Genomic DNA, 14774 nt, shown 5'->3' on the forward strand with positions numbered 1-14774 from the left:
CTTACCTCTTGGCCGCGATCCGGAATGCATTATCCAGATCGGCGATTAAATCTTCGTGATCTTCAATTCCCACCGAAATACGCAGCAGCGTCTCCGAAATCCCCGCTGCCGCACGCGCTTCAGCAGACATGCCCGCATGGGTCATGGTTGCGGTGTGGGAAATCAGGCTTTCGACGCCGCCCAGCGATTCCGCCAGTGTGAATAATTCCAACGCTTTCAGGAAACGACGCAGCGTTGCCTCATCACCGTTCAGCTCAAAACTTAGCATGGCGCCAAAGCCTTTTTGCTGACGTACCGCAAACTGATGTCCGGCATTTTCCGGCAGGGAAGGATGATACAGCTTTTTCACCAGCGGTTGTTGTTTCAGATAATCGACAATCGCCAGCGCATTACGCTGTGCCGCCGCCATACGCGGGGCCAGTGTACGCATGCCGCGCAACAGCAGGTAGCTGTCAAATGCGCCACCGGTCACACCAATATTGTTCGCCCACCAGGCCAGTTCAGTCACATGCTGCGGGTCTTTGGCAACAACAGCACCGGCCACCACATCGGAGTGACCGTTAAGGTATTTGGTACAGGAGTGAATCACCAGGTCAGCACCCAGCGCCAGCGGATTCTGTAAAGCCGGGCTGAGGAAGGTATTGTCCACCACGCTAATCGCGCCAGCTTCTGCCGCAGCCTGGGTGATCGACGCAATATCCACCACACGCAGCAGCGGGTTGCTCGGGCTTTCAATCAGTACCAGCTTGGGTTTCTCAGCCAGCGCCGCCTGTAAAGCAGCCTCATCGCCCTGGTCAACAAACTTCACGCGATACGCACCGCGTTTGCTCAGGCTATCGAACAGACGGTAACTGCCGCCGTAACAGTCATGCGGCGCCACCAGCAGGTCGCCGGGTTTCAGGAATACGGTACACACCAGATGGATGGCAGACATGCCCGTATTGGTCATCACTGCACCAGCGCCCCCTTCCAGCTCTGCCAGCGCACGTTGCACGACATCACGCGTCGGGTTGCCGCGACGTGAGTAGTCATGAGCGCGCGGCTCATTGAAGTCGGTAAAGTTATAGGTGCTGGAGAGATGAATCGGTGGGACAACGCAGCCATATTGCTCGTCATCATTCAAACCGCTACGTACTGCGATGGTTGCCTGTTTACGCGTCATGGTGCATAACTTCCTGCTGGTTAATAAGATAAGACTGATAGAGTAAACAGCAGCGAGATAGACGTCAATACATCTGGACATCTAAATGTCTTTGCGTATAGATTGAGCAATGCGTCAATAACCGTTAGAATTATGTCGATATACCCCAGAGAAAGTTGTGCCATCCCGGTGTGATAGCCATCGACTTCGGGCATAATTAGCCAAATTTCGGCAATTCTACATTTAATATGATTAAGGTAACTCATGGCTGAATGGAACGGCGAATATATCAGCCCTTACGCTGAGCACGGTAAAAAAAGCGAGCAGGTTAAAAAAATCACGGTATCCATTCCGTTGAAAGTATTAAAGATTTTGACCGATGAGCGCACACGCCGCCAGGTTAATAACTTGCGTCATGCCACCAACAGCGAACTGCTGTGCGAAGCATTTCTGCATGCATTTACCGGCCAGCCTCTGCCGGATGATGTTGACCTGCGCAAAGAACGCAGTGACGAAATTCCCGAGGAAGCAAAAGCGATCATGCGTGCAATGGGCGTCGATCCTGAGACCTGGGAATACTAAACCGTTCGGTTATCCGGTCAGGCACCTGATGTCACATCAGGGCCTGCCGGGTTACCCGATAGCCCCGCATATTACACACCGCCGCTTCCCGATAAGCAGGCATAAAAAAACCCAGCCAGAGGCTGGGTTTTTTTTACATCCGAAACGGTAACCGTTTCTTTCAGGGTGCTTATTTAGCGCCTGGGATGCTGAAACGCTTGTTGAAGCGATCCACACGGCCGCCGCTAGCAACATCACGCTGCTTACCGGTGTAGAACGGGTGGCAGTTGCCACACACGTCCAGGTTCAGGTCGTGACCCACGGTAGAGCGGGTTTTGATTTCATTACCGCAAGAACATTTAGCAGTAACTTCAGCGTAATTAGGGTGAATACCTTTTTTCATGGGAAAACCTCAGTTAAGGCCGTGTCGCTCTCCCGCGCCAGGATCACTCCTGCACCGGCACCACACGAAGATTAATATTTCAAGTGAAGTTGATACCAAAATGCCATACCAACGGCGGCGAACTATACAGAAATTAAACAGCCGCCGCAATCGGATCCGCACATTCCGGACGACACAGTGTACACTAACTGGCCCTGTTTTTCACCCGGATGAATCCATGCCCGTTGTTCAGGTCGCGCTACCCGTTCCGCTTGCCCGCAACTTTGATTATCTGTTGCCACCTCACCTCAGCCATGCCGTGGTCGGTGGGCGCGTCAGCGTGCCTTTTGGTAAGCGCAAGGCGATCGGCGTGGTTGTCGGCATTGTTGAACACAGCGATTTCCCCCTCGACCAGCTAAAAAGCGTGCATGAGGTGTTAGATAGCGACTCACTGTACCCCGCCTCCTTGTGGCGCATCCTGCTATGGGCTGCTGATTATTATCATTATCCACTGGGTGAAGTGCTGCTCCACGCCATGCCCGTGCTACTGCGTCAGGGCAAACCCGCCGAAGAAGCCCCTCTCTGGCAATGGCTGATGACAGAAGAAGGCAAAGCGACCGCACCGGAAAGCCTCAAACGTGCCCCAAAACAGCAGCAGGCACTGGCTGCGCTGCGACACAGCGGGCTGTATCGCCATGAAGTCAGCCAGCACGACATCACCGAGGCCACACTGCAAGCACTGCGGGCGAAAGGCCTGTGTGAGCTGCGCGCCCAGCCACGTGACCACCAGGACTGGCGGGAAAATTATACGGTGAAGGGCGAACGTCTACGGCTCAATACTGAACAAGCGACAGCCGTGGGAGCCATACGCAGTGCCGACGATCAGTTTTCTGCCTGGTTACTCGCGGGGATCACCGGATCGGGTAAAACTGAGGTTTATCTCAGCGTTCTGGAAAACATTCTGGCCAACGGCCGCCAGGTGCTGGTGCTGGTGCCAGAAATCGGTCTGACACCGCAAACCATCGCCCGCTTTCGTGAGCGCTTTAGCGCCCCGGTGGATGTGCTGCATTCCGGGCTGAACGACAGCGAACGCCTCGCCGTATGGCTGCGCGCGCGCAGTGGCGAAACAGCCATTGTGATTGGCACCCGCTCTTCCCTCTTCACGCCGTTTGCCCGTCTGGGCGCCATCATTATTGATGAAGAGCATGACAGCTCTTACAAACAGCAGGAAGGCTGGCGCTATCACGCACGCGATCTGGCGGTGTTTCGTGCCCGTCAGGAAAATATTCCGATCGTGATGGGCTCAGCGACCCCAGCGCTGGAAACCCTGCAAAACGTTCAGTCCGGTAAATATCGCCAGCTTAACCTCAGCAAACGCGCCGGAAATGCCACCAAAGCCATACAGCTGCTGGTCGACCTGAAAGGCGTCAAGCTTCAGGGTGGCCTGTCTCCGATGCTGATTAAGAAAATTGGCCAGCATCTTAAAGCCGATAACCAGGTGCTGTTGTTCCTCAACCGTCGTGGTTTCTCGCCAACGCTGCTGTGCCATGAATGCGGCTGGATTGCCGAATGCCAGCGCTGTGACCGTTACTACACCCTGCACCAGCATCAGCGCCAACTGCGCTGCCATCACTGTGACAGCCAGCGTCCGGTTCCCCATCAGTGCCCGCAGTGCGGTTCCACGCATCTGGTGCCGGTTGGGTTGGGAACCGAACAGCTCGAACACAATATTAGTGAGCTGTTCCCGGGCGTCCCCCTGACGCGTATCGACCGCGATACCACCAGCCGTAAAGGGGCGCTTGAGCAGCAACTGGCTGAGGTTCATCGCGGCGGGGCGCGCATTCTGGTCGGAACGCAAATGCTGGCGAAAGGCCACCATTTCCCGGATGTCACGCTAGTGTCACTACTGGACGTCGATGGCGCGCTGTTCTCGGCAGACTTTCGTTCGGCCGAGCGCTTTGCTCAGCTGTATACCCAGGTCGCGGGGCGAGCAGGCCGTGCCGGTAAACAGGGGGAAGTATTGTTGCAGACCCATCATCCGGAACATCCCCTGCTGCAAACCCTGATGCATCAGGGTTACGATGCCTTCGCCCACCAGGCACTCAGCGAGCGCAACAGCGTGTTCCTGCCACCGTTCACCAGCCACGCTCTGTTTCGTGCAGAGGATCACGACAACCAGCAGGCCAACCTCTTCCTGCAGCAGCTGCGCAATTTGCTCGAAGCCAGCCCACTTAACAGTGAATCATTCTGGGTCATGGGCCCGGTTCCGGCATTGCAGGCAAAACGCAGTGGCCGGTATCGCTGGCAGCTCCTGCTTCAACATCCTTCGCGCGCCGTCTTGCAGCGCCTGATTAAATCCAGCTTGCCCCTGATCTCAACACTGCCTCAGGCCCGTAAGGTGAAATGGACGTTAGATATCGACCCGACAGAAAGCTGACAACGTAATCGATTGCCTGCAAAGTTGCGCACTGGATCGAAAAAAGTCGCACAAGTCACAATTTTTATGCAAATTAAGTAACAGCCACCTCGCATATCTGTTAAGAATGCGGGGGCGTTCACCGCAAGCGACATGTTGAGTCGCCGGACAATACATCGTTATTAGTTGGTCAGGTCGGCTCAGGGGCTGGCGTGAGGAGAAAAGCGTTGGAGCAGAATCAAGACACATCCGTGGTGACCATGAAAAACGTGGCTGAAAAAGCCGGCGTATCAACGGCGACGGTTTCCCGCGCCCTGATGAATCCGGAAAAGGTCTCTGCTGCAACACGCTATAAGGTTGAACAGGCGGTGATCGCCGTCGGCTACTCCCCGCATTCAATGACGCGCAGCGCGCGACGCAGTGAATCACGGACCGTACTGGTGATTGTGCCCGATATCTGCGACCCATTTTTCAGTGAAATTATTCGTGGCATTGAAGTCGTGGCGGCGGCTGAAGGGTATCTGGTACTGATTGGCGACTGTGCTCACCAGAACCAACAGGAAAAATCCTTTCTTAATCTGATGCTGACCCGCCAGATCGACGGCATGGTGCTGCTTGGCTCCAATGTCCCTTTTGACACCGGAGTGGAAGAGCAACGTAATCTGCCGCCAATGGTGATGGCCAATGAGTTTTCACCGGAGCTGGAACTGCCAACGGTCCATATCGATAATCTGACGGCAGCCTTTGAAGCCGTTAACCACCTGCAAAAGCTCGGACATCGCCGCATTGCCTGCATCTCCGGCCCGGAAGAGATGCCGCTGTGCCAGTATCGCCTGCAGGGCTATATTCAGGCTCTGCGCCGTCACGGCATGGCGGTCGACCCGACCTATATCGTGCGGGGTGACTTCACCTTCGATGCCGGTTCGCAGGCGATGAAACATCTGATGACCCTGCCGAAACCGCCCGATGCCTTGTTCTGTCATAGCGATATCATCGCACTGGGTGCGATGTCACAGGCGAAGAATATGGGCCTGCGCGTACCAAAAGATCTGTCAATCATCGGCTTCGATGATATCGAACTGTCACGCTACAGCGATCCGCAATTAACCACCGTTGCCCAGCCGCGTTTCAACATAGGTCGCGAAGCGATGCTACTCTTGCTGGAGCAGTTGCAGGGCAGGATGGTCAGCAATGGTTCACGCCTGCTGGACTTCGAGCTGAAAATTCGCGGTAGCACCGCCCCCTCATTGCGCGACGAAGATTGATTTTCCCCAGATAGCGGGTAGCACTTGATGCCTGGTTTTGGGCAAAAATCAGCGGATTCTTAGTAAGATCGCTGCTGGTCAAACTTCCGGCCCTTCAGTAACATGGCGGGCTATCATCGGGTACACATTTTCACTCTTTTAGCCCGGCCTTACCTTCATCGATTATTAGCGGAACGATAGTGGCACAAAAAGATTATGTAGGCCGCGGGCGTTCGACAGGGACGCGTCGCAAAAAAACCAACAGTCGCAGCAAGAAGCGCAGCAGTGGATCCGGTGTATCAAAAATCATGATAGTGCTGGCGGTTGCCGTTCTGGTCACCTTTATCGGTGGCTTGTGGTTTATCGCGCATCATAAAAAAGAAGATACGCCAGTGATCCCCGACCATAAGGCGACCGGCAATGGTCTGCCACCCAAACCGGAAGAACGCTGGCGTTATATTAAAGAGCTGGAGAACCGTCAGCTTGGTGTTCCTACGCCAACAGAGCCCACGTCAGGGGGTGAAGCACATTCCCAGACCCAGTTAACCGATGAACAGCGTCAGCTCCTGGATCAGATGCAGGCCGATATGCGCCAGCAACCTACCCAGCTCAACGAAGTGCCGTGGAATGAACAGACGCCGGCGCAGCGCCAGCAGACCATTCAACGTCAGCAGCAGCAAAGCCAGCTTCAGCAGCAGTCGCGTATGCCGCAGCAGCAAACGCAGCCGCGCACGCAGCCACAGATTCAGACTCAGACACCGCGCCCGGCACCGATAACACCGGTCACCCGCGAACCTGTTCGCCAGCCGAAATCGGAAATTGCTGCACAGCCGAAAGTGGAAACCAAGCCAAAAGAAGCTGAAAAAGAGAGTGCTCAGCGCTGGATGGTGCAGTGTGGTTCCTTCAAAGGCACCGACCAGGCCGAGTCCATTCGTGCTCAGTTAGCCTTTGAAGGATTTGAAAGCAGGATCACGACCGGCGGTGGCTGGAATCGGGTTGTCATCGGCCCCTATAACAACCGCAGTGCGGCCGACAGCACCCTGAAACGCCTGCGTGGTTCCGGCCACTCAAATTGTATTCCTCTGTCAGTCGGGGGTTGAAACCCCTCAAACCCGCCCCATATCTGATTGCATCAGTACCCCGTACAAAACGTGCGGGGTCATCTTCCGACTGCAATAAGGGGTCTGCCCGTGACAACAATAGTAAGTGTACGACGCAACGGCCAGGTAGTGATTGGCGGTGATGGCCAGGCTACCCTCGGCAATACCGTGATGAAAGGCAACGTCAAAAAAGTGCGTCGTCTCTACAATGACAAAGTCATTGCGGGCTTTGCGGGCGGTACCGCCGATGCCTTCACTCTGTTTGAACTTTTTGAACGCAAACTGGAAATGCACCAGGGTCATCTGGTGAAAGCCGCCGTAGAACTGGCGAAAGACTGGCGCACCGACCGTATGCTGCGCAAGCTTGAAGCACTGCTGGCCGTGGCCGATGAAAATGCCTCGCTGATCATCACCGGTAACGGGGATGTCATCCAGCCAGAAAACGACTTAATTGCTATCGGTTCGGGCGGTCCCTACGCTCAGGCAGCAGCCCGTGCGCTGCTGGAAAACACCGATATCGGCGCACGCGACATCGTGGAAAAAGCGCTAGGTATTGCAGGTGATATCTGCATCTATACCAACCATAACCTCACCATCGAAGCATTACCGTCTAAAGCGTAAGGATCCTAATTTATGTCTGCTATGACTCCGCGCGAGATTGTCAGCGAACTGAACAGATTTATCATCGGCCAGGATGGCGCCAAACGTGCCGTCGCCATCGCGCTGCGTAACCGCTGGCGCCGTATGCAGCTGGACGAAGAGTTGCGTCATGAAGTGACGCCAAAAAACATTCTGATGATCGGCCCAACCGGGGTGGGTAAAACGGAAATTGCCCGCCGCCTGGCAAAACTGGCTAACGCCCCTTTCATCAAAGTCGAAGCGACCAAGTTCACCGAAGTGGGCTATGTGGGTAAAGAAGTGGATTCGATTATCCGCGATCTGACCGATTCTGCGATTAAAATGGTGCGCTCACAGGCGATTGAGAAATATCGCTACCGTGCCGAAGAAATGGCCGAAGAGCGCATTCTCGATGTGTTGATCCCACCGGCAAAAAATAACTGGGGCCAAAATGAAGCAGCACCTGAGCCTTCTGCTGCGCGTCAGTCCTTCCGTAAGAAGCTGCGCGAAGGCCAGCTGGATGACAAAGAGATCGAAATCGATCTGGCTGCCGTATCCGGTGGAGTAGAAATCATGGCACCTCCAGGCATGGAAGAGATGACCAGCCAGCTCCAGTCGATGTTCCAGAACCTCGGCGGCCAGAAGCAGAAACCTCGCAAGCTGAAGATTAAAGAGGCGATGAAACTGCTGGTGGAAGAAGAAGCCGCCAAGCTGGTGAACCCGGAAGAGCTGAAGCAGGAAGCGATCGATGCGGTTGAACAGCACGGTATCGTGTTTATCGATGAGATCGACAAAGTCTGTAAACGGGGTGAATCGTCCGGTCCTGACGTGTCTCGCGAAGGCGTACAGCGTGACCTGTTGCCGCTGGTCGAAGGCTGTACGGTGTCGACAAAACACGGCATGGTAAAAACTGACCACATCCTGTTTATCGCTTCCGGCGCATTCCAGGTGGCCAGCCCGTCAGACTTGATCCCTGAGTTGCAGGGCCGTCTGCCTATCCGCGTTGAACTTCAGGCGCTGACCACGCACGACTTTGAGCGTATCCTCACCGAACCAAGTGCCTCCATCACCGTGCAGTATAAAGCACTGATGAACACGGAAGGTGTGGAGATTAACTTTACCCCTGACGGCATCAGTAAGATTGCTGCGGCGGCATGGCAGGTGAATGAGACCGCTGAAAACATCGGTGCACGTCGTCTGCATACCGTCCTGGAGCGTCTGATGGAAGACATCTCCTACGACGCCAGCGACCTGAATGGCCAGTCGATTACCATTGATGCCGAATATGTAGGCAAACATCTCGACGAGCTGGTGGCTGACGAAGATCTCAGCCGCTTTATCCTGTAAGCAAACGGCTCGACACATCAGGAGGCTTCGGCCTCCTTTTTTTATATCCTGCACCAACTTGACCAGGATTAACTCCCGTTGTTAAAAAGCCGCTTACCATGACACCGATATCGTGCTGGCACTCGCCGCACTGGACCTGAAACGGATCGGAGGCGCAACCTGTCATGGATAATACTCAACTGGCTCCCCCACTCTCAATGCCCCAGGCCTGGTTGGAAAGCCTGCGTCTGCGCACACTGCCGCTGGCCTGTGCCTCGATCATTACCGGTAGCGCTCTGGCGTGGCATCAGGGGTATTTTGACCCCTCCATCGCCCTGCTGGCGCTGCTGACCACCACTCTGTTACAGATCCTCTCTAACCTGGCGAATGACTACGGCGATGCGCTGAAAGGCAGCGATACGCCGCAGCGTATCGGGCCGTTGCGTGGCATGCAGAAAGGGGTGATCACCAAAGAGCAGATGCGCATCGCGCTGATGCTGACCGTGGCCATCACCACCGGCTGTGGCCTGCTACTGATCCTGCGGGCCTGCCAGTCTCCCGCCGATATCCTCGGCTTTGTGGCGATGGGCGCGCTGGCGATAGTCGCAGCCATCGCTTATACCGTGGGGAAAAAACCTTATGGCTATCTTGGCCTTGGGGATCTGTCTGTGATGATCTTCTTTGGCTGGCTGGGGGTCATCGGCAGTAGCTATCTGCAAACACACCAGATTGATCTGCTGCTGCTGCTTCCCGCCAGTGGCTGTGGCCTGCTGGCGACCGCCGTACTGAACGTCAACAACCTGCGCGATATCGACAGCGACCGGCAGAATGGGAAATTTACGCTGGCAGTTCGCCTGGGTGCACATGGAGCACGCCGCTATCATGCCGTGCTATTAACCACCGCACTGGCCTGCTTTGCTCTCTACAGTGCGCTGGTCGGCCTGCGTCCGGTGGGTTGGTTATTCCTGCTCGCGGCACCTCTGTTGTGGCAGCAGGGACGTTTCATTTTGCGAGAAACCAGTGCACTGGCGATGCGACCCATGCTGGAAAAAACCGTTAAAGCAGCCCTGCTGATCAATATCCTGTTTGCCATCGGCTTAGTGTTCAGCTAAACGCGATGTGCTTGACCCATCGCAATTTTTAACAATTGATGATTTTGCCAACAGTGGCCTTTAAGCGATATACTTAGCCCTCCTGCGGCAAACAGACGAAACCCCTATGAAATACGATACTTCAGAACTGTGCGACATCTACCATGAAGATGTGAATGTCGTTGAACCGCTTTTCTCAAACTTTGGTGGTCGCACCTCGTTTGGTGGGCAAATCACCACGGTAAAATGTTTCGAAGATAACGGGCTGCTCTATGATTTGCTGGAGGAAAACGGCCGTGGTCGTGTTCTGCTGGTTGATGGTGGTGGTTCAGTACGCCGTGCGCTGGTGGACGCCGCGCTCGCAACGCTGGCTCAGCAAAATGAGTGGGAAGGCATTGTGGTGTATGGTTCTGTTCGCCAGGTGGATGATCTGGAAGAACTGGATATCGGCATTCAGGCCATCGCGGCTATTCCTGCCGGGGCTGCAGGTGAAGGCATTGGTGAAAGCGACGTGCGGGTGAACTTTGGTGGCGTCACGTTCTTCTCCGGCGATCATCTGTACGCAGACAACACGGGAATGATCCTGTCCGAAGACGCGCTCGACATCGAATAAAGACGAACATATAAAATGGGTGCCCCAGGGCACCCGTTTTCTGCTTGCTTCCTGCTTTTACGCCAGGTGCAGCATTACACCTCTTCCATTTTTCCCAGCAAAGCCCGCAGACGATCCTGCCAGACATGCTGCTCTTCTTTTAACTGCTGATTTTCACGCACCAGCGCATCACTGCTGCCTGCTGCCTGCTGAACCTGCTGGTTCAAATTACCGTTTTGTTCTTTAAGCTCTTCGATTTCCATCTGCAACAGCGTGATGGTATCAATCGCCTGCTGCACTTTCGCTTCCAGTTTCTCGAATACTTCAAATGACATGTCTATAACCTCTCCTAATCGCAGGGCGTTGATGATGCTAGCCGCAGGGGTGAGGAATGAACCGGCATTCCGCGGATAACAACGATTCTCCGATTGTAAGTAGAGCGACAGCTCAAGTCCAGCAGCGAACCCTTACAGGGCGTAGTCTGTAACAATTTTCAGTCTATACCTGGTCTCATTAACATCTTCCCCCTCCTGATGTAAGGTCAGCGTTAAATAATTGCGCATTTCACACGCGATCAAACGCGCACCAGGTCGTTTTTGGAAAGCAAAAAGACGCGAAAACGCTCATTTTTATGACACAGAACACAATTTTTGATTTCGCTATTTCTCGTTTATGCTCGTTAACGATAAATTCACAACAGCCCTACATAAGATTTGGGTGATTCACGGATGAAGCAAAACTAAGAAGCTAAACCATTAACCTCGCCTTCAGGAATTCATCATGAGTCAGACAACAAGTACACTTAAGGGGCAGTGCATCGCCGAGTTTCTCGGCACTGCCACGATCATCTTTTTCGGTGCTGGCTGCGTGGCCGCAATGAAAGTTGCCGGAGCCAGCTTCGGTCAATGGGAAATCAGTATTGTCTGGGGCCTGGCCGTTGCGATGGCCGTCTATCTTACCGCCGGTATTTCAGGCGCTCACCTGAACCCCGCCGTCAGCGTCGCTCTGTGGCTGTTCGCCAATTTCGAAGGCCGTAAAGTGCTGCCGTTTGCTATCGCTCAGGTAGCGGGTGCATTCTGCTCCGCCGCACTGGTGTACGGCCTGTATCACAATCTCTTCCTCGATTACGAACAGACACATCATATGATACGCGGCAGCGTTGAAAGTCTGGATCTCGCCGGTGTCTTCTCCACTTATCCAAATCCACTGATCAGTGTAGGTCAGGCATTCCTGGTTGAAATGGTTATTACCGCTATCATGATGGCATTGATTATGGCGCTGACCGATGACGGCAACGGCCTGCCGCGTGGCCCGATGGCACCGCTGCTGATTGGTTTACTGATCGCGACTATCGGTGCCGCAATGGGCCCACTGACCGGCTTTGCACTGAACCCGGCACGTGATTTCGGACCTAAGCTGTTCGCCTGGGTGGCTGGCTGGGGTAATGTTGCCTTCACCGGTGCCCGTGATATTCCGTATTTCCTTGTTCCGATCTTTGGCCCACTGATCGGTGCAAGCCTCGGTGCCTTTGGCTACCGCGCCCTGATTGCCAACAACCTTCCGGGTAAGGTTGTGGAGAAACAGGAAAAATCAGCACCGCGCGCTGCACAGCGTAAAGCGTAATCCTGCTCATTGCTTACACCATCAGGAATCTATTATGACCGTAGAAAAAAAATACATTGTCGCACTCGACCAGGGAACCACCAGCTCCCGCGCCGTGATTCTGGATCATGACTCCAATATCGTTGCGGTATCACAGCGTGAATTCCAGCAAATCTACCCGAAAGCGGGTTGGGTTGAGCATGACCCGATGGATATCTGGGCGTCACAGAGCTCCACCCTGGTCGAAGTCCTGGCACATGCGGACATTAACTCTGACGAGATTGCCGCGATTGGTATCACCAATCAGCGTGAAACCACCATTGTGTGGGACAAAGAAACCGGCAAGCCGATTTACAACGCCATCGTCTGGCAGGACCCGCGTACCGCCGACTACTGCTCGAAGCTGAAAAAAGAAGGCCTGGAAGAGTACATCCGTCATACCACGGGTCTGGTGATTAACCCGTACTTCTCCGGCACCAAAGTGAAGTGGATCCTCGACCACGTGGAAGGCTCCCGCGAGCGTGCACGCCGTGGCGAACTGCTGTTCGGCACCGTCGACTCCTGGCTGGTGTGGAAAATGACGCAGGGACGGGTTCATATCACCGACTACACCAACGCCTCCCGTACCATGATGTTCAATATTCACAAGCTGGAGTGGGATCAGCGCATGCTGGACATTCTCGATATCCCGCGTCAAATGTTGCCGGAAGTGAAATCCTCGTCAGAGGTTTACGGCCAGACTAACATCGGTGGTAAAGGCGGAACGCGTATTCCAATCGCCGGTATTGCGGGTGACCAGCAGGCGGCGCTGTATGGCCAGCTGTGCGTCCAGCCGGGTATGGCGAAAAATACCTATGGCACGGGCTGCTTTATGTTGATGAACACCGGTACAGAAGCGGTGACCTCAACACATGGCCTGCTGACCACCATCGCCTGCGGCCCACGTGGCGAAGTGAACTATGCGCTGGAAGGTGCGGTGTTTATCGGCGGTGCATCCATTCAGTGGCTGCGTGACGAAATGAAGCTGATCAGTGACTCTACTGACTCCGAATATTTCGCCACCAAAGTCAAAGACACCAACGGCGTGTATATGGTGCCTGCATTCACCGGTTTGGGTGCCCCCTACTGGGACCCGTATGCCCGAGGCGCTATCTTCGGCCTGACGCGTGGTGCCAATGCTAACCACATCATTCGCGCCACGCTGGAGTCCATTGCTTATCAGACGCGTGACGTGCTGGAAGCGATGCAGAACGATGCCAACACCCGTCTGCAATCACTGCGCGTTGACGGTGGTGCCGTGGCGAACAACTTCCTGATGCAGTTCCAGTCCGATATCCTCGGTGCGCGCGTTGAGCGTCCTGAAGTGCGTGAAGTGACTGCGCTGGGTTCTGCTTACCTTGCCGGTCTGGCAGTGGGCTTCTGGAAAGATCTGGATGAAGTGCGCGCCAAGTCCGTCATCGAGCGCGAATTCCGCCCAAGCATCGAAACCACCCAGCGCAACGTGCTGTACGCAGGATGGAAGAAAGCCGTCGCCCGTGCGCAGGCATGGGAAGACGCTGACGACAAGTAATCATCTCCTGCCCGTGGTCGCCTGACCACGGGTATCTCCCTTCCCCGCTCCGCTCCCTGTGATAAACTTCCCGCCTCATTAGTTTCCTTAAAGGCATGTCATGAAACGAGAACTGGCGATTGAATTTTCCCGCGTAACAGAAGCAGCGGCACTGGCTGGCTATAAGTGGCTGGGGCGTGGCGATAAAAATGCGGCAGACGGTGCAGCCGTACATGCAATGCGCATCATGCTCAACAAAGTGGATATCGACGGTCAGATCGTGATTGGCGAAGGGGAAATTGATGAAGCGCCGATGCTGTATATCGGCGAGAAAGTCGGGACAGGCAACGGTGATGCGGTGGATATTGCCGTCGATCCCATTGAAGGTACGCGCATGACCGCACTGGGGCAGGCCAATGCACTGGCGGTCATGGCCGTCGGGGACAAAGGCACCTTCCTGCACGCACCGGATATGTATATGGAGAAGCTGGTGGTCGGTCCTGGGGCTAAAGGCGCTATTGACCTTAACCTGCCGCTGGAAGAGAACCTGCAACGCGTTGCCCGTGCCCTGAATAAATCCCTGACAGAACTGACCGTGACCCTGCTGGCGAAACCACGCCACGATGCGGTGATTGCCAGCCTGCAACAGCTTGGCGTACGCGTATTTACGTTCCCGGACGGTGATGTTGCCGCGTCGATCCTGACCTGCATGCCGGACAGCGAAGTCGACGTGATGTACGGCATCGGTGGCGCACCGGAAGGCGTAGTCTCCGCAGCGGTGATCCGTGCGCTGGATGGCGATATGCAGGCTCGTCTGCTGGCACGTCATGACGTTAAGGGTGATACCCCTGAGAACCGTCAGTTGGGCGAACAGGAGCTGTCACGCTGTGCGGAAATGGGGATTGCTGCCGGACAGGTGCTGAAGCTGGAAGAGATGGCGCGCAACGACAACGTGGTTTTCTCCGCGACCGGCATTACCAGCGGCGACCTGTTAAAAGGCATCACCCGTCAGGGCAATATGGCGACCACTGAAACGCTGCTGATACGTGGTAAATCCCGCACCATCCGCCGTATTCAGTCGATCCATTACCTCGATCTGAAAGACGAAAGCCTGCACCCGTATATTTTGTGATCGTCTACCGTCTCAGTAGG

General features: G+C 54.9%; 14 protein-coding genes. 11 read left to right on the plus strand and 3 right to left on the minus strand.

Translation table 11 applies throughout. The features are described 5' to 3' along the window. Position 1 precedes the first annotated feature (1 nt). Entirely contained in the window at positions 2-1162 is a 1161-nt protein-coding gene (gene metB, locus LJN55_RS22365) for a cystathionine gamma-synthase (RefSeq protein WP_133846349.1), read from the minus strand. A gap of 243 nt (positions 1163-1405) precedes the next feature. On the opposite strand from metB, the gene metJ reads away from it, so the two are divergent. Beyond that, on the plus strand, positions 1406-1723 hold the full coding sequence (metJ, locus tag LJN55_RS22370) for a met regulon transcriptional regulator MetJ (protein ID WP_133846350.1): 318 nt from the start codon (positions 1406-1408) through the stop codon (positions 1721-1723). A gap of 169 nt (positions 1724-1892) precedes the next feature. Here the strand turns inward: metJ and rpmE are convergent, their stop codons facing one another. Continuing rightward, complete coding sequence (gene rpmE, locus LJN55_RS22375) at positions 1893-2105, minus strand: 50S ribosomal protein L31 (protein ID WP_133846351.1); 213 nt, start codon at positions 2103-2105, stop codon at positions 1893-1895. 217 nt (positions 2106-2322) lie between these two features. Here rpmE and priA point away from each other — a divergent pair, with 217 nt between their 5' ends. The 7 genes from priA (at position 2323) to rraA (ending at position 10492) form a co-directional block, all read left to right on the plus strand. Next, on the plus strand, positions 2323-4521 hold the full coding sequence (gene priA / locus LJN55_RS22380; RefSeq protein ID WP_227535321.1) for a primosomal protein N': 2199 nt from the start codon (positions 2323-2325) through the stop codon (positions 4519-4521). 206 nt (positions 4522-4727) lie between these two features. After that, on the plus strand, positions 4728-5765 hold the full coding sequence (cytR, locus tag LJN55_RS22385) for a DNA-binding transcriptional regulator CytR (RefSeq protein ID WP_227535322.1): 1038 nt from the start codon (positions 4728-4730) through the stop codon (positions 5763-5765). A 179-nt stretch (positions 5766-5944) separates the two neighbouring features. After that, positions 5945-6844 (plus strand): cell division protein FtsN, encoded by a 900-nt coding sequence (ftsN, locus tag LJN55_RS22390; protein ID WP_227535323.1) that lies wholly within the window; start codon positions 5945-5947, stop codon positions 6842-6844. A gap of 90 nt (positions 6845-6934) precedes the next feature. Next, entirely contained in the window at positions 6935-7465 is a 531-nt protein-coding gene (gene hslV / locus LJN55_RS22395) for an ATP-dependent protease subunit HslV (RefSeq protein WP_133846355.1), read from the plus strand. 12 nt (positions 7466-7477) lie between these two features. After that, positions 7478-8809 carry an HslU--HslV peptidase ATPase subunit gene (gene hslU, locus LJN55_RS22400; RefSeq protein ID WP_167864836.1) on the plus strand — a complete coding sequence of 444 codons (1332 nt, stop codon included), beginning with the start codon at positions 7478-7480 and terminating at the stop codon, positions 8807-8809. A 164-nt stretch (positions 8810-8973) separates the two neighbouring features. Continuing rightward, positions 8974-9900: a 1,4-dihydroxy-2-naphthoate polyprenyltransferase gene (locus LJN55_RS22405; RefSeq protein ID WP_227535324.1), complete on the plus strand. Its 927-nt coding sequence runs from the start codon at positions 8974-8976 to the stop codon at positions 9898-9900. Between the two features lie 106 nt (positions 9901-10006). Next, a complete protein-coding gene (rraA, locus tag LJN55_RS22410) occupies positions 10007-10492 on the plus strand; it encodes a ribonuclease E activity regulator RraA (RefSeq protein WP_133846358.1) in 486 nt (161 codons plus the stop codon). Positions 10493-10566: 74 nt separating this feature from the next. Here rraA and zapB read toward each other — a convergent pair whose 3' ends face one another. Further along, a complete protein-coding gene (gene zapB, locus LJN55_RS22415) occupies positions 10567-10806 on the minus strand; it encodes a cell division protein ZapB (RefSeq protein ID WP_133846359.1) in 240 nt (79 codons plus the stop codon). A gap of 445 nt (positions 10807-11251) precedes the next feature. Between zapB and LJN55_RS22420 the strand changes: the two genes are divergently transcribed. The 3 genes from LJN55_RS22420 to glpX all read left to right on the plus strand — a co-directional run bounded on the left by LJN55_RS22420 (position 11252) and on the right by glpX (position 14754). After that, complete coding sequence (locus LJN55_RS22420; RefSeq protein WP_227535325.1) at positions 11252-12094, plus strand: MIP/aquaporin family protein; 843 nt, start codon at positions 11252-11254, stop codon at positions 12092-12094. Positions 12095-12128: 34 nt separating this feature from the next. After that, positions 12129-13643 (plus strand): glycerol kinase GlpK, encoded by a 1515-nt coding sequence (glpK, locus tag LJN55_RS22425; RefSeq protein WP_227535326.1) that lies wholly within the window; start codon positions 12129-12131, stop codon positions 13641-13643. Between the two features lie 100 nt (positions 13644-13743). Next, positions 13744-14754 (plus strand): class II fructose-bisphosphatase, encoded by a 1011-nt coding sequence (gene glpX / locus LJN55_RS22430; RefSeq protein ID WP_133846362.1) that lies wholly within the window; start codon positions 13744-13746, stop codon positions 14752-14754. Positions 14755-14774 lie beyond the last annotated feature (20 nt).

It is taken from the genome of Erwinia rhapontici (assembly GCF_020683125.1).
Classification (GTDB): Bacteria; Pseudomonadota; Gammaproteobacteria; order Enterobacterales; family Enterobacteriaceae; genus Erwinia; species Erwinia rhapontici.

Excerpts from the sequence above, each read along its gene's own strand:
- rraA (WP_133846358.1), top strand. The coding sequence starts at position 10,007 with ATGAAATACGATACTTCAGAACTGTGCGACATCTACCATGAAGATGTG.
- glpX (WP_133846362.1), top strand. The coding sequence starts at position 13,744 with ATGAAACGAGAACTGGCGATTGAATTTTCCCGCGTAACAGAAGCAGCG.
- rpmE (WP_133846351.1), bottom strand. The coding sequence starts at position 2,105 with ATGAAAAAAGGTATTCACCCTAATTACGCTGAAGTTACTGCTAAATGT.
- LJN55_RS22420 (WP_227535325.1), top strand. The coding sequence starts at position 11,252 with ATGAGTCAGACAACAAGTACACTTAAGGGGCAGTGCATCGCCGAGTTT.
- hslU (WP_167864836.1), top strand. The coding sequence starts at position 7,478 with ATGTCTGCTATGACTCCGCGCGAGATTGTCAGCGAACTGAACAGATTT.
- glpK (WP_227535326.1), top strand. The coding sequence starts at position 12,129 with ATGACCGTAGAAAAAAAATACATTGTCGCACTCGACCAGGGAACCACC.
- LJN55_RS22405 (WP_227535324.1), top strand. The coding sequence starts at position 8,974 with ATGGATAATACTCAACTGGCTCCCCCACTCTCAATGCCCCAGGCCTGG.
- zapB (WP_133846359.1), bottom strand. The coding sequence starts at position 10,806 with ATGTCATTTGAAGTATTCGAGAAACTGGAAGCGAAAGTGCAGCAGGCG.
- metB (WP_133846349.1), bottom strand. The coding sequence starts at position 1,162 with ATGACGCGTAAACAGGCAACCATCGCAGTACGTAGCGGTTTGAATGAT.
- priA (WP_227535321.1), top strand. The coding sequence starts at position 2,323 with ATGCCCGTTGTTCAGGTCGCGCTACCCGTTCCGCTTGCCCGCAACTTT.
- metJ (WP_133846350.1), top strand. The coding sequence starts at position 1,406 with ATGGCTGAATGGAACGGCGAATATATCAGCCCTTACGCTGAGCACGGT.